The sequence below is a fragment of the Caballeronia choica genome (assembly GCF_001544535.1).
GTDB lineage: Bacteria > Pseudomonadota > Gammaproteobacteria > Burkholderiales > Burkholderiaceae > Caballeronia > Caballeronia choica.
Map to the genome: position 1 here is coordinate 1 of NZ_FCON02000058.1, position 21,850 is coordinate 21,850.

At 61.9% G+C, this 21,850-nt stretch carries 17 protein-coding genes and 2 pseudogenes; 10 read left to right on the forward strand and 9 right to left on the reverse strand.

Annotated features, from left to right (window positions below):
• A pseudogene (locus tag AWB68_RS23345) lies at window positions 1-411 on the forward strand (MFS transporter); the annotation flags it as partial.
• A gap of 257 nt (window positions 412-668) precedes the next feature.
• Here the strand turns inward: AWB68_RS23345 and AWB68_RS23350 are convergent.
• Window positions 669-1,616: a pseudouridine-5'-phosphate glycosidase gene (locus AWB68_RS23350; RefSeq protein ID WP_087646755.1), complete on the reverse strand. Its 948-nt coding sequence runs from the start codon at window positions 1,614-1,616 to the stop codon at window positions 669-671.
• Between the two features lie 239 nt (window positions 1,617-1,855).
• Between AWB68_RS23350 and AWB68_RS23355 the strand changes: the two are divergent.
• The 6 genes and pseudogenes from AWB68_RS23355 to AWB68_RS23380 all read left to right on the forward strand — a co-directional run.
• A pseudogene (locus tag AWB68_RS23355) lies at window positions 1,856-2,007 on the forward strand (amylo-alpha-1,6-glucosidase); the annotation flags it as partial.
• A gap of 118 nt (window positions 2,008-2,125) precedes the next feature.
• Complete coding sequence (locus AWB68_RS23360) at window positions 2,126-4,867, forward strand: MGH1-like glycoside hydrolase domain-containing protein (protein WP_087646720.1); 2,742 nt, start codon at window positions 2,126-2,128, stop codon at window positions 4,865-4,867.
• Window positions 4,868-5,242: 375 nt separating this feature from the next.
• Window positions 5,243-6,904: an NAD(P)/FAD-dependent oxidoreductase gene (locus tag AWB68_RS23365; protein WP_087646721.1), complete on the forward strand. Its 1,662-nt coding sequence runs from the start codon at window positions 5,243-5,245 to the stop codon at window positions 6,902-6,904.
• Window positions 6,901-8,301, forward strand: coding sequence for a sensor histidine kinase (locus tag AWB68_RS23370; protein WP_087646722.1), 1,401 nt, complete (start codon window positions 6,901-6,903; stop codon window positions 8,299-8,301). Before AWB68_RS23365 ends, AWB68_RS23370 begins: the two co-directional genes overlap by 4 nt.
• Before the next feature lie 280 nt (window positions 8,302-8,581).
• Window positions 8,582-10,633: an elongation factor G gene (gene fusA / locus AWB68_RS23375; RefSeq protein WP_087646723.1), complete on the forward strand. Its 2,052-nt coding sequence runs from the start codon at window positions 8,582-8,584 to the stop codon at window positions 10,631-10,633.
• Window positions 10,634-10,885: 252 nt separating this feature from the next.
• Complete coding sequence (locus AWB68_RS23380; RefSeq protein WP_087646724.1) at window positions 10,886-11,179, forward strand: hypothetical protein; 294 nt, start codon at window positions 10,886-10,888, stop codon at window positions 11,177-11,179.
• A gap of 161 nt (window positions 11,180-11,340) precedes the next feature.
• Here AWB68_RS23380 and AWB68_RS49595 read toward each other — a convergent pair whose 3' ends face one another.
• From AWB68_RS49595 to AWB68_RS23405, 5 genes are all read right to left on the reverse strand, one after another.
• Window positions 11,341-11,571, reverse strand: a complete 231-nt coding sequence (locus AWB68_RS49595) for a hypothetical protein (RefSeq protein WP_087646725.1) — start codon at window positions 11,569-11,571, stop codon at window positions 11,341-11,343.
• Window positions 11,572-11,720: 149 nt separating this feature from the next.
• The gene (locus tag AWB68_RS23390; RefSeq protein WP_087646726.1) at window positions 11,721-12,662 is read right to left on the reverse strand and encodes a 3-hydroxyacyl-CoA dehydrogenase NAD-binding domain-containing protein; all 942 of its coding nucleotides are present in this window, start codon (window positions 12,660-12,662) and stop codon (window positions 11,721-11,723) included.
• Window positions 12,663-12,665: 3 nt separating this feature from the next.
• Entirely contained in the window at window positions 12,666-13,586 is a 921-nt protein-coding gene (locus AWB68_RS23395) for a beta-keto acid cleavage family enzyme (protein WP_087646727.1), read from the reverse strand.
• Between the two features lie 65 nt (window positions 13,587-13,651).
• Entirely contained in the window at window positions 13,652-14,917 is a 1,266-nt protein-coding gene (locus AWB68_RS23400) for an MFS transporter (protein ID WP_235028459.1), read from the reverse strand.
• A gap of 285 nt (window positions 14,918-15,202) precedes the next feature.
• Window positions 15,203-15,907: a Crp/Fnr family transcriptional regulator gene (locus AWB68_RS23405; RefSeq protein WP_087646729.1), complete on the reverse strand. Its 705-nt coding sequence runs from the start codon at window positions 15,905-15,907 to the stop codon at window positions 15,203-15,205.
• Between the two features lie 111 nt (window positions 15,908-16,018).
• On the opposite strand from AWB68_RS23405, the gene AWB68_RS23410 reads away from it, so the two are divergent.
• Both AWB68_RS23410 and AWB68_RS23415 read left to right on the forward strand, forming a co-directional pair.
• Window positions 16,019-16,432 (forward strand): acyl-CoA thioesterase, encoded by a 414-nt coding sequence (locus AWB68_RS23410; RefSeq protein WP_087646730.1) that lies wholly within the window; start codon window positions 16,019-16,021, stop codon window positions 16,430-16,432.
• A gap of 34 nt (window positions 16,433-16,466) precedes the next feature.
• Window positions 16,467-17,240, forward strand: coding sequence for an SDR family oxidoreductase (locus AWB68_RS23415; RefSeq protein ID WP_087646731.1), 774 nt, complete (start codon window positions 16,467-16,469; stop codon window positions 17,238-17,240).
• Window positions 17,241-17,874: 634 nt separating this feature from the next.
• On the opposite strand, the gene AWB68_RS23425 is transcribed toward AWB68_RS23415, so the two are convergent.
• Window positions 17,875-18,822, reverse strand: coding sequence for a Vgb family protein (locus tag AWB68_RS23425; protein WP_235028460.1), 948 nt, complete (start codon window positions 18,820-18,822; stop codon window positions 17,875-17,877).
• Window positions 18,823-19,045: 223 nt separating this feature from the next.
• On the opposite strand from AWB68_RS23425, the gene AWB68_RS48300 reads away from it, so the two are divergent.
• A complete protein-coding gene (locus AWB68_RS48300; RefSeq protein WP_087646733.1) occupies window positions 19,046-19,282 on the forward strand; it encodes a hypothetical protein in 237 nt (78 codons plus the stop codon).
• 27 nt (window positions 19,283-19,309) lie between these two features.
• Here AWB68_RS48300 and AWB68_RS46755 read toward each other — a convergent pair whose 3' ends face one another.
• Both AWB68_RS46755 and AWB68_RS23440 read right to left on the reverse strand, forming a co-directional pair.
• Window positions 19,310-20,290 (reverse strand): aldose epimerase family protein, encoded by a 981-nt coding sequence (locus AWB68_RS46755; RefSeq protein WP_125483012.1) that lies wholly within the window; start codon window positions 20,288-20,290, stop codon window positions 19,310-19,312.
• A gap of 272 nt (window positions 20,291-20,562) precedes the next feature.
• Complete coding sequence (locus AWB68_RS23440; RefSeq protein ID WP_087646735.1) at window positions 20,563-21,810, reverse strand: ABC transporter substrate-binding protein; 1,248 nt, start codon at window positions 21,808-21,810, stop codon at window positions 20,563-20,565.
• Between the last annotated feature and the right edge of the window lie 40 nt (window positions 21,811-21,850).

A 21,850-nucleotide genomic window follows, 5' to 3' on the forward strand; every position in this document is an offset into this window, starting at 1 on the left:
GCCGGCGCGCTGTCCGACCGCTACTCGGCCGGCGTGCTTGGCGGCATCGGGCTCGCGCTGTTCGCGGGCGGACTGCTGTCGCTTGCGACGATCGGCGCGCACCCGGGCACGGTTGACATCGTCTGGCGCATGGCGCTGTGCGGTGCCGGCTTTGGCCTGTTCATGGCGCCGAACAACCGCGCAATACTGTCGTCGGCGCCGCGCCAGCGCAGTGGCAGCGCGGGTGGCATGCTCAGCACCGCGCGGCTGACCGGGCAGATGCTCGGCACGGCGCTCGTCGCGCTGGTCTTCGGCGTCGCACCCGGGCACGGGCCGACGATCGCGCTCTATGTCGCCGCCGCGTTCGCGGCTGCCGCGGCCGTGGTCAGCACGCTGCGCATCGCGGCGCCGCACCTGAACGCGTCGGTCTAACCGCATCACATGCGGCGCCCAGCGTGTCGAGTGCGTCGGGCACGGAGTCGGCATGCGCGTCCTTGCGCGCGTGCCGGAACGGCCGGAAAGGATTGCGATCACTACCGTTGCGTGACGGGCAGAGCTGCCGTTCGGCCGAACTGCCCGTACGTCGTCAGCTAAATTGAAGTTCGCCTCGGCGTACTCGGCGTTGCACGACCAGACCATTGCAATTGAAAGCCGACGCGAGGTTCGATAGAGTGTGTGCGTTCCGGCAGCTACGCTGCGTCGGCTCCGCGCCCCGTGTGTGCCAACGCCAGCGCCAGCCTTGCTCCGACCTCGGCATTGTGTTTAACGAGGGCGATGTTTGTCGCCAAGCTGCGCCCACTCGTCAGCGCCTCGATGCGAGCCAGCAGGAAGGGCGTCACCGCCTTACCGGTGATTCTTTGCGCCGTGGCCTCGGCGAGCGCCTGCTGGGTCAGCGCGTCGATTTCTTCGAACGTCATCGCTGACGCTTCCGGCACCGGCGTGCTCAACACGACGCCGCCCACAAGGCCCAAGTCCCACTTGGTGCGGATGAAGCGGGCTTGCTCCGCTGCGTCGTCCAGCCTGAGGTCCGTGCGAAAGCCGCTGTCGCGCGTGTAAAACGCAGCGAAATTGTCTTGCTCGCAACTGAGCACCGGCACGCCGTGCGTTTCCAGGTATTCCAACGTGAGTCCGATATCCAGGATGGACTTCGCACCGGCACAGACCACCGCCACCGAGGTCTTCGCCAGTTCCTGCAGGTCGGCCGAAATGTCGAAGGTTTCCGGCGCGCCGCGGTGCACGCCGCCAATGCCGCCGGTAACGAAGATCTCGATCCCGGCCAGGGCGGCACAAATCATCGTACCGGCCACTGTCGTGGCGCCGAGGCCGCCGCCGGCCAGCACGGCCGGCAAGTCGCGGCGGCTCACCTTGTGTACCTGGTCCGCGCGGCCGAGCAGTTCCAGCTCGTCGTCCGAGAGGCCGATGTGGATTCGCCCACCGATCAGTGCGATAGTCGCGGGCTCGGCTCCCAGGTCACGGATCAAAGTCTCGACTTCGCGCGCAGTGCGAACGTTCACTGGGTACGGCATGCCGTGAGCGATGATGGTCGATTCCAGTGCCACGAGCGGCCGGCCGGCGGCCTGTGCAGCCGCCACGGGAGCGCTGCAGGTCAACCAGGAGCGTGCAAGGTCCGCAACCATGTCGATGCTTTCCGCGGTGCAATTCACTCAAGTATGCAGCACAAAGCGGGTCCAGGGCTCGCCGTGCGAGCGCGAAGCGCCGTTTGCCCACAGGCGTGTTGCTCAAAACGATCGCCTTCAGCGCTTACGCATCTCCGAAGAGCCGTTTTGCCGGGGCTGGCTCAGAACGCCGAAATCGATACGGTTCAATGGTTAGATGAAATTGGACGAAGCTGACGTTGCAATATCGACATGGAAGCTTGCTCACACCGCTTGGTCTGTGCACGCACGCTGCTGCCGACCCGAAGTACGCCGGCCGATACGGCGGATCGCCGATGCAGCGAGATGGCGCCTATCATCAAGGTACGGTCTGCGATGGTCGATGGGGCCGTTCGTCGAAGCCTGGTTGCGCGCGCGACGCAGCGTGGTCGCTCAAGCGGACCGTGCGCATCGGACGGATGCTGAGCACCTGATGCGCGTCGCGCACACGGCGCTCGTGATGGATAGTCGATTTCGGGTCCGGAGGTTCCATGCCACCGCTGCGCGCGATCAATCTGCTCCAGTCGAAGGAAGGTTTCCGTCTTCATGGTCCGGAACTCGACCGATGGCGCCGCTGGGGGCCTTATCTGAGCGAGCGGCAATGGGGCACGGTTCGCGAAGACTACAGCGAGCACGGCGTCGCATGGGACTACTTTCCGCACGATCATGCGCGCAGTCGCATGTATCGCTGGGGTGAGGACGGCATTGCCGGATTCGGCAACGACCCGCTCGACTGGTGCGTATCGCTCGCGCTCTGGAACGGGCACGATCCAATCATCAAGGAACGGCTCTTTGGGTTGACAAATGAGGAAGGCAATCACGGCGAGGACGTGAAGGAACTTTACTTTTATCTCGACGGCACGCCGACGCATTCGTACATGAAGATGCTGTACAAGTATCCTCATGACGCGTACCCGTACCAGGATCTGATCGACGAGAACCGGCGGCGCGGCGCGGATCAGCCCGAATATGAAATCCTCGATACGGGTGTATTCGACGATAACCGCTACTTCGACGTCTGCGTCGAGTATGCGAAGCACACACCCGACGATATCGTGATGCGCGTTACCGTTGAAAACCGCGCGGATCAGCGCGCGGCGCTTCATGTGTTGCCGCAATTCTGGGCCCGCAACAGATGGGCGTGGTCCGGCAAGCCCGGCAAGCCGTCGCTCACGCTGGAGCCGGATACAGAGGAAGGCGTGCGCGTCGTCGCGCAGAATCCCGCGCTCGGAACGATGATCGTGACGGCGTCGGCACAACAGCCGATCGAGTGGCTCTTCTGCGAAAACGAAACGAATGTGCGCCGCATTTTCGGCATCGATGGAGCGGGGCCGTTCAAGGACGGCATCAATGACTACCTCGTCGACGGCGACGAGCAGGCAATCCGGCGCGACAAGGGCACCCGCGCCGCCGCGCATGTGTACCTACAGTTGGCGCCTCATGAGCGCTCGGTGCTGTATCTGCGCTGGCGTCCCGAGCCGGCTCTGGATGCCGTGCCGCTCGACATGAACGAGCTCTTCGCGCTCCGGCAAGCGGAGGCCGACGAATTCTATGCCGCGCTTCAGCACGACATCACCGACGCCGATGCGCGGCTCGTGCAGCGTCAGGCGCTCGCCGGCATGCTGTGGACGAAGCAGTACTACCAGTTCGACGTGACGCGCTGGCACGACGGTGACCCCGGCCAACCGAAGCCGCCGAAAGGACGCAGGAACGGCCGCAACGCGGACTGGCGGCACATGTGCAACGGCGACATCGTGTCGATGCCCGACAAGTGGGAGTACCCGTGGTACGCGTCGTGGGACCTCGCGTTTCATGCAGCCGCGTTCGCCATGATCGATCCTGACTTCGCGAAGAAGCAATTGCTGCTGCTCGTAAAGGAGCGCTACATGCATCCGAACGGGCAATTGCCCGCCTACGAGTGGGCGTTCGGCGATGCGAATCCGCCGGTTCATGCGTGGGCGACATGGCGTGTGTACGAACTCGACCGCGAAGTGACGGGCGTCGGCGATCACGAGTTTCTCGAAGTCATGTTCCACAAGCTGCTGCTCAATTTCTCGTGGTGGGTCAACCGCAAGGACGCCGATGACCGCAACATCTTTCAGGGCGGCTTTCTTGGGCTCGACAACGTCGGCATCTTCGACCGGTCTTCGCCGCTGCCGACCGGCGGCCGCATCGATCAGGCCGATGGCACTGCATGGATGGCCTCGTACGCGCTTGACCTGATGCAGATCGGCCTCGAACTGGCGATGACGAACAGCGCGTACGTCGAAATCGCGGTGAAGTTCTTTGAGCACTTTCTGTATATCGCGGAAGCGGTCAGTTGTGGCGAAGGCTGCAACACAGGGTTATGGGACGGACACGACGAATTCTTCTACGACGTACTGCACCTTCCGAATGGAACCCGTGTGCCGATGCGCATTCGTTCGATCGTCGGGCTGATCCCGCTCTTCGCCGTTCACGTGCTCGAGGACCAGGTGTACGGCCATCTGCCCGGACTGCGCGAACGGCTGGTGTGGTTTCTCGATCATCGGCCGAATCTGGCAAAGCTGGTGTCGCGCTGGACCGAACCCGGCAAGGGCGGGACCACGCTCCTCTCGCTGTTGCGCGGACACCGGATGAAATCGCTATTGCGCCGCACACTCGATGAAAACGAGTTTCTCTCGGAGCACGGCGTGCGGGCGCTGTCCCGTGTGCATCGCGATGCACCGTACGCCTTCGACCATGACGGCGTGAGCTTCTGCATCAAATACCAGCCTGGCGAGTCGGACTCGCGTGTTTTCGGTGGCAATTCGAACTGGCGCGGACCGGTCTGGATACCGGTGAACTACCTGCTGATCGAATCGCTGTATGAGTTCTATCGCTACTACGGCGATGAGTTTCGCGTCGAATATCCGACGGGATCGGGCAACCGATTTTCGCTGAGCGAGATTGCCGACGACCTTGCACGGCGCGTCACCACGCTCTTTCTCAAGGATGCAGAAGGCGTGCGTCCCGTGATGGCGGCCTATCCTATGCTGCAAGCCGACCCGCGTTCGAGGGATCTCATACTATTTCACGAGTACTTTCACGGCGACAACGGACGTGGCGTCGGAGCTTCCCATCAGACCGGCTGGAGCGGGCTCGTCGCGCTGCTGCTCCAGCCGCGCATGATGAAGCTGTCCCACGTAGCGTCCGATGCTGCTTCGGTGGCCGCGCCAGTGGCCGAAGACACCGCAACGGCCATGGCGCGGTAGCGTTTCGGCTGTGGGATGGTCGCTGCCGAATCGGCCTGAATCCGCGTCGTTGCGCGGTCGGGCAAGGTCCACATGTGCACAACCAGTCCAACGAACCTGGCCGCTTCCGACTTATTCAAGCGCTTTACGGGCTGAGTTCCACGCCAGTGCTCGACCTCCTTCCGTCGCTTTTGCACGGAAAACATGCGATGTGCTGCGCGCTGCGACGAAAGCAGGCCGAAAGACCGATCTGGCAACCTCGGACCAAAGTGCTAGGCTTGTAGGGTCATAGGTGCACTGCGGCGGGCCGCATGAGATCGGCAGTTTCCCGGCCGACCCCGCGTTCGATCAGGTCCAGTCCGTCGGCCGGCGCCACTATCGAGTCCGCAAAACAATATGGACAAGCCCGTCATCATCGCAGTCGACGACGACCCGGAAGTGGTGGACGCAGTCGCGCGCGACCTGCGGCTTGGATATGGCGAGCACTATTTGATCGTGCGTGCCGGATCGGGGCAGGCAGCACTCGAAGCGGCTCATCAGCTGCGCTTGCAGAACCGCTCGGTCGCCCTGTTCCTGGTCGACCAGCGCATGCCGCAAATGAGCGGCATCGAGTTCCTCGAGCAGGCGATCGCGCTGTTTCCCGAAGCCAAGCGGGTGCTGCTGACAGCGTACGCCGACACCGACATCGCGATCCGCGCGATCAACAACGTGCGGCTCGACTATTACCTGCTGAAGCCCTGGCATCCGCCGGAGCTCACTTTCTACCCGGTGCTCGACGATCTGCTCGAAGCCTGGCAGGCCGCGTGGCGCAGCACGTTCAAGGGGATTCGCCTGATCGACCATCGCTGGTCGCCGCAAGGCCACCAGATGCGCGACTTCATGGCGCGCAACCATATTCCATACAAATGGCTGGACGTGGCGAGCGGCGGCGAGGCAGATACATTGCTGAGTTCGCTCGACGCTGCCGTGAGCCCGCTGCCGGTGCTGATTTTCGAAGACGGCTCGGCGCTGAGCCGCCCGACGATTGCGCAGATTGCCGACAAGGTGGGACTGGTCACGCATTCGACGACGCCCTTTTACGACATGCTCATCGTGGGCGGTGGACCGGCGGGGCTGGCCGCCGCAGTATACGGCGCGTCGGAGGGCTTGAAGTCGGCCATCATCGAGCGCCAGGCGCCGGGTGGACAGGCGGGCACCACTTCGCGCATCGAGAACTACCTCGGGTTCCCCTCAGGGGTGAGCGGCGCGGAGCTGTCGCGGCGCGCGCTCACCCAGGCGAAGCGTTTTGGCGCCGAGATCATCCTGACCCAGCGGGTGGTCGGCACGCGGGTGGAAGGTCCCTACAAGTTCGTCACCCTGACCGACGGCTCGGAGGTGAGTTGCCATGCGCTCCTGGTGGCGAGCGGCGTGGCGTACCGGACGCTGGACGCACCCGGCGTGGAGCGTCTCACGGGAGCGGGCGTCTACTACGGTGCGGCGATGACCGAAGCAGTCTGTTGCGCGAATCAGGATATCTATGTGGTCGGCGCGAGCAATTCGGCCGGCCAGGCCGCGATGTTCCTTTGCAAGTACGCGCGCAATGTGGTGATTGTGTGCCGCGGCCCGTCGCTCGGTGCCGGGGTCTCGCGCTACCTGATCGACGAGATCGACGAGACGCCGAACGTCAGCGTGCGCCCTCACACCCTGGTGGCCAGCGTCGACGGACAAGGCCATCTATCGGAAATTGCGTTGCGCGATGTCAACACCGGCGCGGTCGAAGTCGTTCCGGCTGGCGCCCTGTTCATCTGCATCGGTGCCGAGCCTTGCACCGAATGGCTGGGCAATGTCGTGGAGCGCGACGACTACGGCTTCGTGATGACCGGGCGCGCGTTGCTCACGGACGGCAAGCGCCCGCCGGGATGGCCACTGGCTCGCGACCCCTTCCTGCTGGAGACGAGCGTCCCCGGCATCTTTGCGGCGGGTGACGTGCGCGCCGGCTCGATCAAGCGTGTCGCGGCAGCGGTAGGCGAAGGCTCGATCACCGTGCATCTGGTTCATCAATACCTGGCCACCCTATGATCGACCTTGCAAAACTGCGCGCAGTCCCGCCCTTTGCGGATTTGTCGGACGAACAGTTGCGGTGGCTGGCCGAGCACCTCACGGAAGTCGACGTAAAAGCGGGGGACGTGCTCCGACTGGAAGGCGACACAAAGCCCGTCTTTTTCATCGTGCTGGAAGGAGAGTGCCAGGCCACGAAGTTTTCCGGCGCGAAGCAGATCCCCACCAACCGGTTCATCGCGCCAAGCTTCTTTGGGGGCGCATCCCTGCTCGCGGGTACGCCTTCTCCGGGCACGGTCGTCGCCGCGACCGACGGCCACCTGGCGCTGCTTCCGGAACGCGGATTCAAGGAACTGCTGCTGGCCTCCGAGGCCTTCAGCCGCGCGATTTTCCGTAGCTCCCTCGATCGCCTCTCCACCCTGGAGGCGACCGTGCGCAACCGGGAGAAATTGGCCGCACTAGGCACCCTTGCGGCAGGGCTCGCGCATGAGCTGAACAATCCGGCGGCGGCCGTGGCGCGCACGGCGGATTGCGCGGTCGAAACACTCGCGATGCTGAAGAATGCGGCGGTCGCGCTCAGTCTCAGCACCGTTCCGCCGGACGCGATGAGCGCGCTCGACAGCCTCGGTGCGCGCAAGGGACAGGGGAACGGCCCCGCCGCCAACGCACTCCAGCAGAGCGAGGCCGAGGACGCGCTTCTCGACTGGCTGGCGAAGCTCGGCATCGCGAGGCCGTGGCTGATGGCGCCGTCCCTCGCGCGAATCGGGGTCGGGCCCGCGGACCTCGAACCGCTTGCGGCCCGCCTGAACGAGGAACAGTTTGCGGCCGGCATCCAGTGGCTCGCGGCAACCCTGGAACTGCGTTCGCTGGTGGAGGAAACGCGGCGCGGCGCGGTGCGCATCTCCGAGATCGTCAAAGCGATGAAGTCCTACTCGTACATGGACCAGGCGCCGCAGCAGGCGGTCGATCTCCACGACGGCATCGAAGATACGCTCACCATCATGCACCACTGGCTCAAGCACGGTGTCACCGTGCGCAGGGAATACGACCGCAGCCTGCCGAACCTGGTGGTGTATGGCAGCGAGCTGAACCAGGTATGGACCAATCTGATCGACAACGCCATCGACGCAATGGAGGGCAAGGGAGAGATCGTCATCCGCACTGGCCGCGACGCGAACGATGCCGTGGTCGAAATCACCGACAACGGACCCGGCATCGCGCCGGAAGTGATGCCGCACCTGTTCGAGCCGTTTTTCACGACCAAGCCGCTGGGCGAGGGCACAGGTCTGGGTCTCGACATCTCCTACCAGACGGTGGTCCAGCGGCATGGCGGCGAGATTCGCGTCGATTCGCGTCCGGGTCGCACGACGTTCCAGGTCCGCCTGCCGCTTGCGCCGCGAGGCGCGGCGAGCAGATAGAGGAGGAACGCCAGTGCGCGGGCGCCATGTTCTTCGGCGACAGCGCCCAGCGAAGCAACTTGGTGCAGCAGTTCGCCAACGAAGCTAAGGGACGTGCCGTACGGCGCCTCTTGGCAGGTCCCTGCCGCGCGCGTGCGTCGCTTCTCAACCTTCTGAGACATTCATTGCGTCGCCCAACGAACGGGGGGCGTGACGACGAATGGGACCATCACCCCGTGTGGCACACCGGTCCATTTTCGCCAATAATGGCCCCACATCCACCACTGGACGAGGGCCGCCCATGCGGTACAGTCCCGACGCCATCCGCACCGTCGCCCTGGTCGGGCATGCCGGATGCGGCAAGACATCGCTTGTCGAAGCGCTGCTGCACCAGGGCGGCGCGCTTTACGCGCCCGGCAGCGTGGAGCGTGGCACGACGGTCTGCGATTTCGACCCGTTCGAACGCAAATATCATCACTCGCTAAACTCTGCCGTCGTCCACCTGCACTACCGGGACGCGCGCATCTATCTGGTGGATACGCCCGGGTATCCAGACTTTTCCGGGCTGGCGATCAGTGTCCTGCCCGCTGTAGAGACTGTCGCCATCGTCATCAATGCACAAACCGGCATCGAAATAACCACCCGGCGCATGATGGCGTGGGCGGAGGAGCGCAAGCTCTGCAGAATGATCGTCGTGAACGGTATCGATGCCGAAAAGGTCGACCTGCCGGGGCTTGTAACGCAAGTCCAGGCGACTTTCGGCATGGGATGCCTGCCTATCAATCTGCCGGCGCAAGGCGGCCGCCACGTGGTGGATTGCTTTTTCAATCCCGTCGGCGACGCCGATTTCCTGACTGTTGCGGCCGCGCACGATGCGCTGGTCGATCAAGTGGTCGAGATCGACCCCGGCCTAATGGCGCTTTACCTGGAACAAGGCGAGGCCATCAGCCCGGAGCAGCTGCACGAGCCCTTCGAACGGGCGCTGCGCGAAGGTCATCTGGTGCCGATCTGCTTCACGTCAGCAGCCAACGGCGCCGGCATCGCGGAATTGCTCGACGTCTTCGTCCGGCTCCTGCCCACGCCCCTGGAAGGCAACCCGCCGCTCTTCTATCGCGACGCTGGCGGCCGCAAGGAAGTCGTGCGAGCCGAACCGGTCGCGGACAGGCATGTTCTGGCCCATGTCTTCAAGATTGTCATGGACCCTTACATCGGCAAAATGGCCGTGTTTCGCATCCATCAGGGCACGATCCGGCGCGAGAGCCAGTTGTATATCGGTGACGGGCGCCAGCCATTCAGGGTCGCTCATCTAATGATGCTGCAGGGCAAAGAGCACGTGGACGTGCCGCAAGCCGGGCCAGGCGATATCTGCGCCACGTCCAAGGTCGACGAGATCGGCCTCGATGCCGTATTGCATGACGCCCCTGAGGACGGCAACATCCACCTGACCCCGCTCCACTTTCCTACGCCCATCTATGGTTTGGCGATCGAGCCCGCGCGCCGAGGCAACGAGCAGCGCCTCTGGGAAATCCTGCAAAAGCTCAGTGCGGAAGACCCGTGCCTGCGCATTGAACACCCCGTCGGCACCAACGAGACGGTGGTACGGGGCTTGGGCGAATTGCACCTTCGCCTCATGCTGGAGCGACTATCCGAGCAGTACAAGCTCGAGGTGGTGACGCGGCCACCGACGATCGCCTATCGGGAAACCATCGGCGCCAAGGCCGAGGGGCATTATCGCCACAAGAAGCAAACCGGAGGCGCCGGGCAATTCGGCGAAGTGATGCTGCGCGTCGAGCCACTGCCGCGAGGCACCGGATTCGAGTTCGTCGACGCCGTCAAGGGCGGCGCCATCCCAGGCCAGTTCATTCCCGCCGTGGAGAAGGGCATCCTGCAGATCATCGACTGCGGACCGCTTGCCGGCTTCCCGATGCAGGACGTGCGCGTCACCGTCTTCGACGGCAAGAGCCACCCAGTCGACTCCAAGGAAGTCGCATTCGTCTCCGCCGGACGTAAGGCCTTCATCGATGCGGTGCTGAAAGCCCGGCCCATACTGCTTGAACCTATTGTGGACATTGAGGTGATGACGCCGGAAGCCGCGATGGGTGACATCATCGGCGACCTGTCAGCCAAGCGTGGCCAGGTTCATGGCACACGCACGGCCGCCGGCAACGCCGTGGTCGTTGTAGGACAGGTCCCATTGTCCGAACTCAACGACTATCAATCGCGTCTGAACGCCATCGCTGGCGGACACGGCAACTACACCATCCAGATCAGCCGCTACGACCCGGTGCCCCCCGCTCAGCAGGAGCGGATGGCGTCAAGCATCAAGAAACAGGGTGATGAAGGGGCGACATGAGTGGCATGCGGGTCGCGTGGCCATGGGTGCCCCATACGTGCTCCGAATATCGAAAACGGCGTGCGTCTGGCAGTGGAAGAGGCCAACGCTCATCGCCGGCTTTACATCGGTGGCGCGAATACTACACTTGTAATGGCCGCGAAATCCGCTATGCGGCATTCTTGGCAAGTACTCGCGTAATCCGTCATATAGTTTGCACCGACGGCATTCGCGTTTCGCAGTTCGCGGTTCGACAGACGGGAGGACCTGATCATGCATACGGTCGTAAGAAAATATTCGGGAAAGGGGGCCAACGAACTATTTGATGTGCTGGAGAAACGCGCGGCAGATATCGACGAGACGATGGGTACCATCAAAGGGTTGGTGTCCTATACCCTTGCACGCAGCGACGACGGCGGCTTCTCGGTGACCGTGTGTCAGGACAAGGCCGGCATTGATGAAAGCGTGCAACGAGCAAAGGACTGGATCGCCAGGAATGCCGGGAGCACCGGTGCGACCGCGCCGGAGGTGACGGAAGGACCGGTCATCGTTCACCTGAAAAGATAAAGGCAATAGGCAGGGGCTCGCACAAGACAGTACAAGACGGAGGCCACAGACTGGCCATGTCTTACTGCGTCCGTGCACGGCGGCACGGTCAAGGATTTCCTGGGAGCTCAGGATTGGCTGCTTGTGTTTTATTTGTTGCTCCCTTCCCCCGGTATGGCCCGTCAATGGAATGCCGGCCGTGCGACCGCGGGTGGAAATACGCACCAGCAGCCGTCATTGTGTCGAAAGAAGAAGATTGCGCGCGAACCGGTGGGCGCCAAGGCCTCGACGCGCACATATCGTCTCCGCTCGCGACCGGTGCGGCCGAATTGGAGTACGCGGAGCCGCGTCGTCGGAGTCGGCGCGAGCCACTTTTCTACCAGGAACCGTAGGGACTTCTCGGCGATGTTCATGTTTGCCTCCCTTCCATTTCAGCCGCAGCTCGCGACCAGCGGGGCGTCGGTATCGAAATCCTGCGACCTTTCGATCGTTCTGCGTACACTGAGCTAACCGCGCCAGCGTCCGCTTTATTCCCGAGGCTCGGCGGGTTCGTCCCGTTCACCTACGGAATCTGAGAGAGGTCTCGCTTTGCCTCCAGTAACTGAATCAGCAATTGATCGCGCTGGCGAAGCATTTCCGCGAAATCGTATGACTGCAGTTCTGCGTCGACGCCTTTCGCAATCGACTCGATGTAGTCGTCTGTTTCGGGATACGTGCCCAGGTCTCTGGCCCACTCGCGCTGGGCCGCCCCCAGATGCTGCAGCACATGCGTGATGCCACCGGCGCCTCCGGACGCGTGAAGGTTGAGAAACGGACCGAGCAGTGCCCAGCGAAGGCCTGGGCCATAGGAGATCGCCGCGTCGACGTCCTCCACCGAGGCGACCCCGCGCTGCACCAGACTGATGGCTTCCTGCCATATCGCCACCTGCAGACGGTTGGCGATGTGACCTTTGACCTCCTTGTTGATCCTGATGACCTTCTTGCCCGTTGACGAATAGAACGCCATGGCGTTCGCTATGCTTTCGGGAGATGTGAGGTTGCCGCCACCGACCTCTACCAGTGGAATGATGTGGGACGGATTGAATGGATGACCAAGGACGATGCGTTCCGGATGCTTCGCGCCTGTCTGGATCTCGCTGATTGAAAGCCCCGACGACGACGACGCGATGATCGCGTCTGCCTTTGCGGCCGATTCGATGCTTGCGATCAACGCATGCTTGACATCCAGACGCTCGGGACCGCTCTCCTGAATGAAGTTGGCATCGCGCACCGCCGCACTCACGTCAGTCGTGAATGTCAGCTTCTCTCGCGAAGCGCCATTCGCCAGTCCGAGTCTTTTGACCACGGGCCAACTGTTGTCGATCCAATCGCGGAGCTTCCGCTCGGCCGCCTCGCCGGGATCCGTTGCCGTGACCGCGAAACCATGAGCCAGGAAGTGTGTCGCCCAGCCCGCGCCAATGACACCAGTCCCGACGATGGCAATGTTGACGGTTTGCTTGGTCATGGTCTAACCCTCCAGGCAGGCGGCGGTGATTGTTTCGCGCAACGGACGCAGTCCGATGATCTCTCGCGCCTCGTCCGGGGTGGCCGGCTCGTAACCCATCTCGCGTACCAGGCGCACGAGCCTTTCGACCAGTTGCACGTTGGTAGCCAACTCGCCTTGTCTGTAATACAGGTTGTCTTCGAGCCCGACGCGCACGTGGCCGCCCAGCAAGAGCGAATTCATCGCGGCGGGCAACTGGGCCGCGCCGATCGCGCTGACGTTGAAGACGCTGTTGCGGGGCAGGTGGTCGACCATCGTCTGCAACAGGCGAGGCGTGTAAGGCAATGCGCCCTGGAAGGCATTGGCGCCGATGACGATATTGATAAAGTGCGGCGCGTCGTCGAGGCCCTCGTTGATGGCGCGCTGAACATCCTGGACGATGTCGGCAAGGCCGAACACCTCCCATTCGGGCTTGATGCCTCGCTCTTTCATCATCTCGGCAATCTGACGGATTCGCGAGGGCGGCGTCGCCACCAGGATCTCCTTCCCGCCGAAACTTGCGATCACCGTCTGTGCATCGAGCGTGCACATCTCGACGCCGTCACCCTGCATGCCCTTCAGGCGTTCTTCCCACTGGATTTCCCACAGGCCGTTGTCGAGTTCGCGAACCATGTCGCCGTTGATGCCGCCGCCTGTCGAGTTGTTCAGGATGATGTCGCACTTGTCGCGAATCAGGCGGTTGATGTGGCTATAGATTGCCGGATCGCAGGTGGCCTCGTCGTCGGGACGCCGTGCATGCACTGCAACGACACTGGCGCCGGCGTTGTAGCAGCGGTAGGTGTCGTCGGCGATCTCCTGCGGCTGCGTCGGCAGGTTCGGGTTCATTTTCTTGTTGGCCATGCCGCCTGTCGGGGCGACGGTCACGATGACTTTGGGCTTGCTCATGCGGGTCTTCTCCAGTGAAGAAAATAGGTCTGAAGCGTCTGAATGACTATGACGGGATGGCTCGGCTAGTGCGCGCTCGTGCCATCGTTCGCGCCCACTCGGACCGCGCTCTTTGGCAGGCCCAGCAGGATCGTCAGGCCGCCGGCGATGACAAGTGCGGTCAACGCCAGGAGACCCATCTGGATGCTGCCGGTTACGCCCTTGATCCAGCCGATCAGCGTCGGGCTGACGAAGCCGCCGAGGATGCCCAGTGAGCTGATCACCGCGATGCCGGCTGCGGCTGCGTCCCGGCCAAGATAGGTGGGGGGAATCGACCAGAACAGCGAGCCGCCGCCAAAGATGAAGAACGAGGCAATGCATAGCAGGACCATTACCGGAGCGACAGCGGTGCCAAGAAAGGAAGTCGAGGCGAGGGCCACGGCGCCGATGACCAGGGTTCCCCCAACATGCCAGCGACGCTCCTTGAAGCGGTCCGAACTGCGGCTGATGACGAGAACGCCAAGCGCACCGAAGATATACGGCACTGCGGTGTACCACCCGATCGTGGCGATCGGTGCGATGCCAAGGCCTTTGATCATGGTCGGCAGCCAGAACGTGACCGTATAGACGGCGCAAGCGCAGCAGAAGTAAACGAAGGCAAGCAAGTAGGTCTTTGAGTCCGTCAGCGCCGCGGCGAGCCTGCCATGATGTCCAGCCTTCGCGTCGCCTTGGTGGTCGGCATCGAGGACCGACTGCACCAGCATTTTCTCGGTGTGGTTCAGCCAGGGTGCGCGGCCCGGATTGTCCGGCAGCATGCGATACAGCACGAACCCCAGCAGAACAGTCGGCAGGCCTTCGACGAGGAATAGCCATTGCCAGCCGTGCATGCCGCCAAGGCCCTCCATGCCGCTCATGATCGTTCCAGACAGCGGGCCGCCCAGGACGCCCGTGATCGGCATGCCGAACAGGAACAGTCCTGTCACGCGGCCTCGGCGCTGGCTCGGGTACCAGTACGTCAGATACAGGATGATGCCGGGGAAGAAGCCTGCTTCGAATATGCCCAGCAGCAGCCGGATCACATAGAACTGCCAGGCCTGGGTAACAAAGGCAGTCGCTGCGGAGGCGAGACCCCATAGCACCATGATGCGCAGGAAGGACAGGCGCGCGCCGATTTTTTCGAGCAGCAGATTGCTCGGTACCTCGAACAGCAGATAGGTGACGAAGAAGATGCCGGCTCCCAGTCCGTAGACGGCATCGGAGAACGCCAGGTCGTGCTTCATCTGCAACTGCGCGTAGCCGATGTTGATGCGGTCGAGGAATGCACAGACGTAGGCAATCAGCACAATCGGCATCACACGCCAACTGATCTTGCGGTAGACGATATCTTCCGCGGATCGAACTGAAGATCGGCTGCCGTCCGGATCCGCTGCCGGCAGCGAACGAGCGTGATTCATTGCGTGTCTCCCTGGTTTATATGACACGCATTATTTAGGGCGAACGCGAAAACCACTGTCGATCCGCCGACAGTTGCGGTCAGGGCAAACGCTAGGTCGCAGTCGGACCGGTTGCGTTAATGTGGCATCGCCATCGGCTTCAGGTTCCTGCTGAAGCGTGGAGGCGAACGATCGGAAGCGGACCTACTGTGCAAGCGCCTGCAGCCCGGGCAGGTCCAGCACGACGAGGCCGCCATATTCGGTACGTATCAGGCCGGCGTCCTTGAAGTGCATCATGGCCTTGTTGCAGGTCTGGCGAGACACGGCGGCGAGGTTCGCGAGTTCCTCCTGGGACAGTTGCAGATAACGCTCGCCACGGGGATTCGGCAACGGATGCACCATGCCCACCAGCGCGCGGGCCACGAGGCTATCGGTATTGAGCAGTCCGTATGCGGCAACATTGCCCATGAACCAGTGCAGGCGTTCGTTCACCTGAATCAGCAGGAATTCATTGAAGGACGGTTGGTGGCTGCGCAACCAGTCAAACGTGGCGATCGGTATTTGCGCGACGCGACTGTCGCGCAGCGCGATGAGGTCGGACTGGCGCGGTGCCTTGCGAATCAGGGTGCCTTCTCCGAACCAGCTTCCGGGAAGTTGGCCGCCAAGCGTGACGGTGCGACCGTCGTGCGCGGTGATCGACCACTTGATCAGGCCTTCGAGCACCCCGAACCATACCTGCTGCCGATCGCCGTGACGGCCCAGCATCTGACCCATTGAAACAGCGCGCTCCGACGCGTCACCACGCACCTGGCGCTGCGCGGACCCGTCGAGCGACGAGAACCAGGGCGACTCGGCCAACAGTTCGTCAAGCGTGAGCGATGGTGCAGTCATCTGCTGTGGTCGAGTCATCCTCGTCTCCTGACTATTCATACAAACACCGACACCGAGTGTCGCCGGATTGACAGTATCCCCGGCGCGACTCGTGAATCATGACCACATTCGAAACGGGAGCACAGGGCCATGAGCAAGGAAATCGTCTTCAGCGTTGATGTGCACTTCGGCGATTGCGATCCGGCAGGCATTGTCTTTTTTCCGAATTTCTCACGGTGGATGGACGCTGCCTCGCACCACTTTTTCAGGCAATGCGGCCTGCCCGCGTGGAACGAGTTGATGGAGCCGCCGCAGTGCATCGGCCCCCCGTTGCTGGAGATTCATACGCGTTTCCATACGTCGGCAACCTATGGCGAGAGGCTCGACATCCATACCCGCATCGACGAGTGGCGCGGCAAGGTATTCATTCAACATCATCGCATCATGCGGGGCGATACGCTGATTTGCGAGGGCCAGGAGACGCGCGCACTGTGCGTTCGAGGAGCAGATGGCCGCTTAAAGGCAGTCCCCGTACCGGAATACATCCGTGCCGCCTGCGCCTGAAGGGCAAAGACGATTCTGTTCCAAAGGAGTTTTCATGACGACAATGAAGGGCAAGCGTGTACTCGTTACTGCCGGTGCGGGCGGGATAGGTCGTGCCATCGCGGAGGCTTTCTCAGCCGCCGGAGCGAGCGTCTTTGTCTGCGATATCGACGAGGCCGCCCTGAGGCGATTGCGAGAGCAGTGGTCCGGCGTCATGACCTCGGCGTGCGACATCGCGGATCGCGGCTCGGTCACACGCATGATGGCCGAGGCCGTAGCGGCACTCGGCGGCCTCGACGTGCTCGTCAACAACGCGGGCATCGCGGGACCCTCGGCCAGCGTCGCGGACATGGATCCCGATGCCTGGGAGACTGTCCTGCGCGTGAATCTTACCGGCACGTTTATCGTGTCGCAGCTAGCCATCCCCCATCTGAAGGAATCCGCTGCGGGTTCCATCGTCGTGATGTCGTCGCTAGCCGGCCGCTTCGGTTACCCGAATCGCAGCGCCTATGCCACGACGAAGTGGGGGCTCATCGGCTTCACCAAGACCCTGTCCCGCGAACTGGGTGAATTCGGTATCCGGGTCAATGCGATCCTGCCTGGCGCCGTAGCGGGTCCGCGCTTGCAGCAAGTCTTTGAGGGACGAGCGTCGGTCAACGGGCGCAGTGTTGCGCAGGAAGAAGCTGCGGCTCTCGGCAACCAGTCGATCAAACACTTTGTCGATCCCGCCGACATCGCCGCACTTGCCGTTTTCCTTGCCTCGGAGGCTGGGCGATCGATATCCGGGCAGATGATCCCGATCGATGGGGATTCGCAGAGCGCGGCCTGAAAAAGGCGAGTAAATGCGAGGACGCGCAGACACATCTGTCGTTACGGCAACTTTTCCCGGAAGACCGTAACGGCAAATCTCTGGCCGTCGAAAAAGCTTTGTCGACTGGTCGCTGTTCAAGAGCACTTACCGGCCGACGCAACTCCGCGCACGCCTGTTGTACTTCGGAAGCCGCCATTGAAGGCGCGCCGGGTCGAAGGGCCGAGGTGAGTTTCGATCCGCCGATCACCGGCACTCACACGCTGACCAGAGCGAGTCATTCCGGCTCTCCCGAACTCGGTTAGGACATACCGCTGGAACGGCGGCTAGCGCCGCCTGCTGCGGCCCCATACGTATCGCACCCACCGTTGCCATCGGCTTTTCGGCGCGGGTGAGTTGTGCGCGGACTGCGCCTCGCAGTCTCGCTGGACGGCCTTTTGCACCTGTTCGTGGATCTGCCGCAACGTCATGCCACCAGGGCCCTTTAGCTTGTCGGGATCGGAATCAGGATCGCGTTCGGAATCGTCTGTCATTGGAGTCGCCTGGAGAGGGTAATGGTAAGCGCGTCTCAACGCGAGCTCTCAGCTTTCGTAGAATCAGGTACCACCAAGGGGCTGGGTAACGCCCGGATGCGTGGGTCACGGTTGCTGTGGCGTCACTTGCTTTCGACAGTCGCAGCGCCAGACCTGTAGCGCACCAGATGATCGGTGCCGGATTCGGACAACCAGACTTCTCCCGGGCGGCCCATCATCTGACGCACGTTCGCGTGTGGCCGCGGCAGCGCAAACTTCTCGAATCGTTCAGTCCGTGGGTCGAAGCGCACCAACGCGTTGGCGCTCCATTCGCTTAGCCAGACGATGTCCTTGTCGTCCACGAATATCGCATACACATGCGGGTCAGAGCCCGGCAGTTTCCATTCCCGCCACTGATGCGTCGCTGGGTCGAACTCGCCCACCTTTCCTGCGTTCCACTCGCTCATCCAGACGCGTCCTTTCGAATCGGACCATACTCGGCGTGCTCCCTGTTCCGGCGTTGGCGGCTCGATCACCTGCGCCGCACCGCTCACCGGATCGATACGGCCGAGGTAGCTGCCAGCCAGTGAAGCGAAGTACAAGCTACCGTCAGGGGTGACACAGATGCCGTAGGCGCCGGGCCCGCGCGGCGCGTCGAACACGCGCATGCTGGCGCTCGCCGGGTCGAGCTCACCGTAGATTCCGCCTTGTCCGGTAAACCACAAATGCCCTCGTTTGTCGAAAACTGCCGTGTTCAGGTTGGCGTTCTGTCGGTCCTTGGGCAACGGAAAGTGCGTGACGGCAAGTGTCTTGGGATCAACGCGTACGATCGAGTTCAGCCCGCCATCCGTGATCCATGCCGCCCGATCCGGACCGATGATCACGCCGTGCGGTGCCGACCCATTGCCGAGCGGGACCCGGTCGATCTTGCCGCTGCGCGGGTCCAACCGTCCGACTGCGCCTTGCGCCTGCGCGGTGTACCAGACGGTGCCGTCAGGCGCTGGCGCGACATCGTGCGGTGCGCTGCCGGAGGGCACGGCGAATGCGTCGAACGATGGGGACTGGGCCTGCACCGAACCTATTGCGACCATCGCGCCAACAAGAACCGGCGCAAGATACCGAAAGAACCGGGGTGCGAGAATTCCGTTCAAGGTCGCTGAATCCGCTGCATTTGCGATGTGAATCACATCTGCCTCCATCAACAGAATTGGCCTGCATTTGTGCCAGCAGCTTATTGTGGCACTTGCTCGGGAATGGAGCATCGAGGGGCCGGCGTCGATGTGTAGATCGAGGCGCGGTTTGACGGTCCACCGTATGAAAGATGGAAGCGCTCCCGCATTCGATCCGCGTCGCATTTCTGAGTTCGCCACCCTCCAGTTCTCGTCGGGGTTGCCGATAACCGCCGATCCGCGTCCAAAAGCGCTCGCTGCGTCTATCCCCACTTTCCCGATGAAGCTCAGCCTCAAGATCCCTCTCGCGTTCGCTGCCGCGCTCGTTCTCATGTTAGCCGGCGCCCTCTACGGCATCTTCGCGCTCAACGCAAATGCATGAGAGCGAACGCATGCCTATTGTCCGCATTCACATTGCCCGTACCGAAATCCGATAGCGAATGATGCGCGGTTTACCGACGAGAAACCTTAGTCCGGATCGGGTCGCGAGAGGGTGGTTAGCAGGCGGGACCACGACGCGTCCGAGATCAAAGAAGCTATTAGCCGGCTCGACGCCTAGTGCGAAGTTTTTCCCGCACCACGGTGCGTTTGTCCGGCCGCCGTTGCTGATCCAGAGCAAAGCATCTGGAAGCTCTTCAGCGTTCCAGTCGAGCAGAACGTCGGCGCCGCTGGCTGCGTACCTCAAAACAAAGGGAGGCTGGCAACCTGCTATCTGCAAGATCTCTTCAGTTGCCACTTTGAGAGGCAGTAGAGTCACATCCAGAGATCCGGTTCCAGTTGGGAGTGCAGTGAGCGATGTAGCAGTGTGGTCCGGCAGAATTCTTGACACCCCGGGCTCTACAGGAGCCGGGTAGCTATGGATCGCCTGATGAGGGCATCCCAGAATTTCCACACCCTCAACCGGGACCGCGAATGTCGGATGAAGGGCGATTGGCAACACGACCTCTCGGCGAACTCGGACCGTCAGCGAGACGTCCAGCATCGGCGCGTCGGGATTGGCTTTGATGACGCGTTCAAGACTCTCGATCTCCCCATTTTCCGGGTAATCAATTCGAAGACGGAGCGCGTGAGAAGTCTGGTCCACCAGTTGCCATGGATGGTTAGATCCATAGCCGTGATTCCAGTCGTCGGAGGATTTCTTTAGCTCAAAGTCTTGCGTCAGACCAGTCGGAGGCTGGGCGGTACCAAACGGAAGGCATGGCCACTCGCCGCGCAACGCTCGCATAAGTCCAGGCCACCGCGCATCGTCGCCCCACGGTGCAACATGTAGCGGCGATATGCCTTGACCTCCGCCGAGTTCAAATCGGACGGGCCCGAGCATTCCGCCCAGCGATTGGATCGTTGCTTCACCGTGCTCCCACTTCAACGTCCAACGGGTAATTGCATTCATTGGTCTCTTCCTCCGGCAGTTCCCACCAGGCTGGCCTTCCAGAGCGTCAATTCGGGTCGTTCTCAGGTTCCGTTGCGTCGCATCGTATAGTCAATGGATCAGCAAGGGCTCCGCTGCAAGAGAATCCGTAAGAAAAATAAAACCCGCTCGACTGGCGGGCTCAATCCACATCTTGGAGACATGGAGGAGACGTCCTCAAAGACTATGTCATGTTCCACAGATGACATTGCATAGAAGCTGGATTTCGCAAGCATCGAACCGGAAACTCACACCTATTTGACTTTCGCTGCAGCGGCGACCTTGCGCACTGCTTCCTGCGGATCCTCATTCGAGTTCATGAAGTTCGTCACGACGTCGGTAATCGCGCCCTCGGTGGCCGTCGACTGAACATCGCCGAAAGCGAACGACGGAAAGAAGCTATTGGTTTTAATCGTGGATTGCTCATCTGCGTATGATTTCTTGGCGCAGGCGTCGAACTTGGTCATGGGAACATCTTGCCGGACGGGAATCGAACCTTTGTAAAGGCTGAACTGCTCCTGGAAGCCGACGGACATGATCGTCTTGGCAAGCGCGAGTTGTCCAGGAGTCGCTTCTTTTTTGCCGTTCTGCTGGAAGAACACGAACGAATCCACTGTGTATGTGAAGGCGTTCGACGTGCCGGGCGCAGCCGCGCAGACATAGTCGACGTCCGCCTGCTTGTTCGCATTCGCGAACTCGCCTTTCGCCCAGTCGCCCATGAACTGCATCCCACCCGATCCGTTAATGACCATTGCGGTCGCGAGATTCCAGTCGCGACCCGTGGAGCCTTTGTCGAAGTAACCCTGAATCCTTCGGACAATCTGGAACACCTGCACCATCTGAGGCGAAGTCAGCGTTTTCTGGTCGAGATCAATCAAGGCCTTGCGATAAAAGTCCGGGCCCTGAGAAAGCACAACCGTCTCCCAGATGGTCATGTCCTGCCAGGGCTGGCCGCCACGCGCCACGGGCGTAATGCCCGCAGCACGGAACTTGTCGGCGAGCGCGAAGAACTCCGGCCACGTCGTAGGGGGCTTGCCCCCGACTTTATCGAGATCGGCTTTGTTGAGCCACAGCCAGTTGATCCGGTGCACCGAGAATGGCGCGGCCACATAGTGGCCGTTTGACATCATGGTCTTGTTGATTTGCGCTGGCAGTTGGGCTTTCCAGTCGGTGGCGGATTTATCTATATCGACCAACACCCCCTGATCAGCCCAGTCCTGTATCAACGGCCCCTTGATCTGTGCAGCCGAAGGCGCGTTACCTGACATGACCTGCGTCTTCAATGCCGTCATGGCAGCCGCACCCGCTCCTCCGGCGATGGCGAAGTCTTTCCACTCGTAGCCCTGCTTATTCATGTCGTCCTTAAGCACTCGGATCGCCTTCGATTCGCCACCCGAGGTCCACCAGTGCAACACGGAAATCGACTCGGCAGCACTTGCGACCTGCGCGCCTGTGGCGAGCGCCGCTGCGACAAGTGCAGCTGACATACGTGTTCTTTTCATTGCTGTCTCCGATTGTTTTCTTTATGAATCACCAGACGAG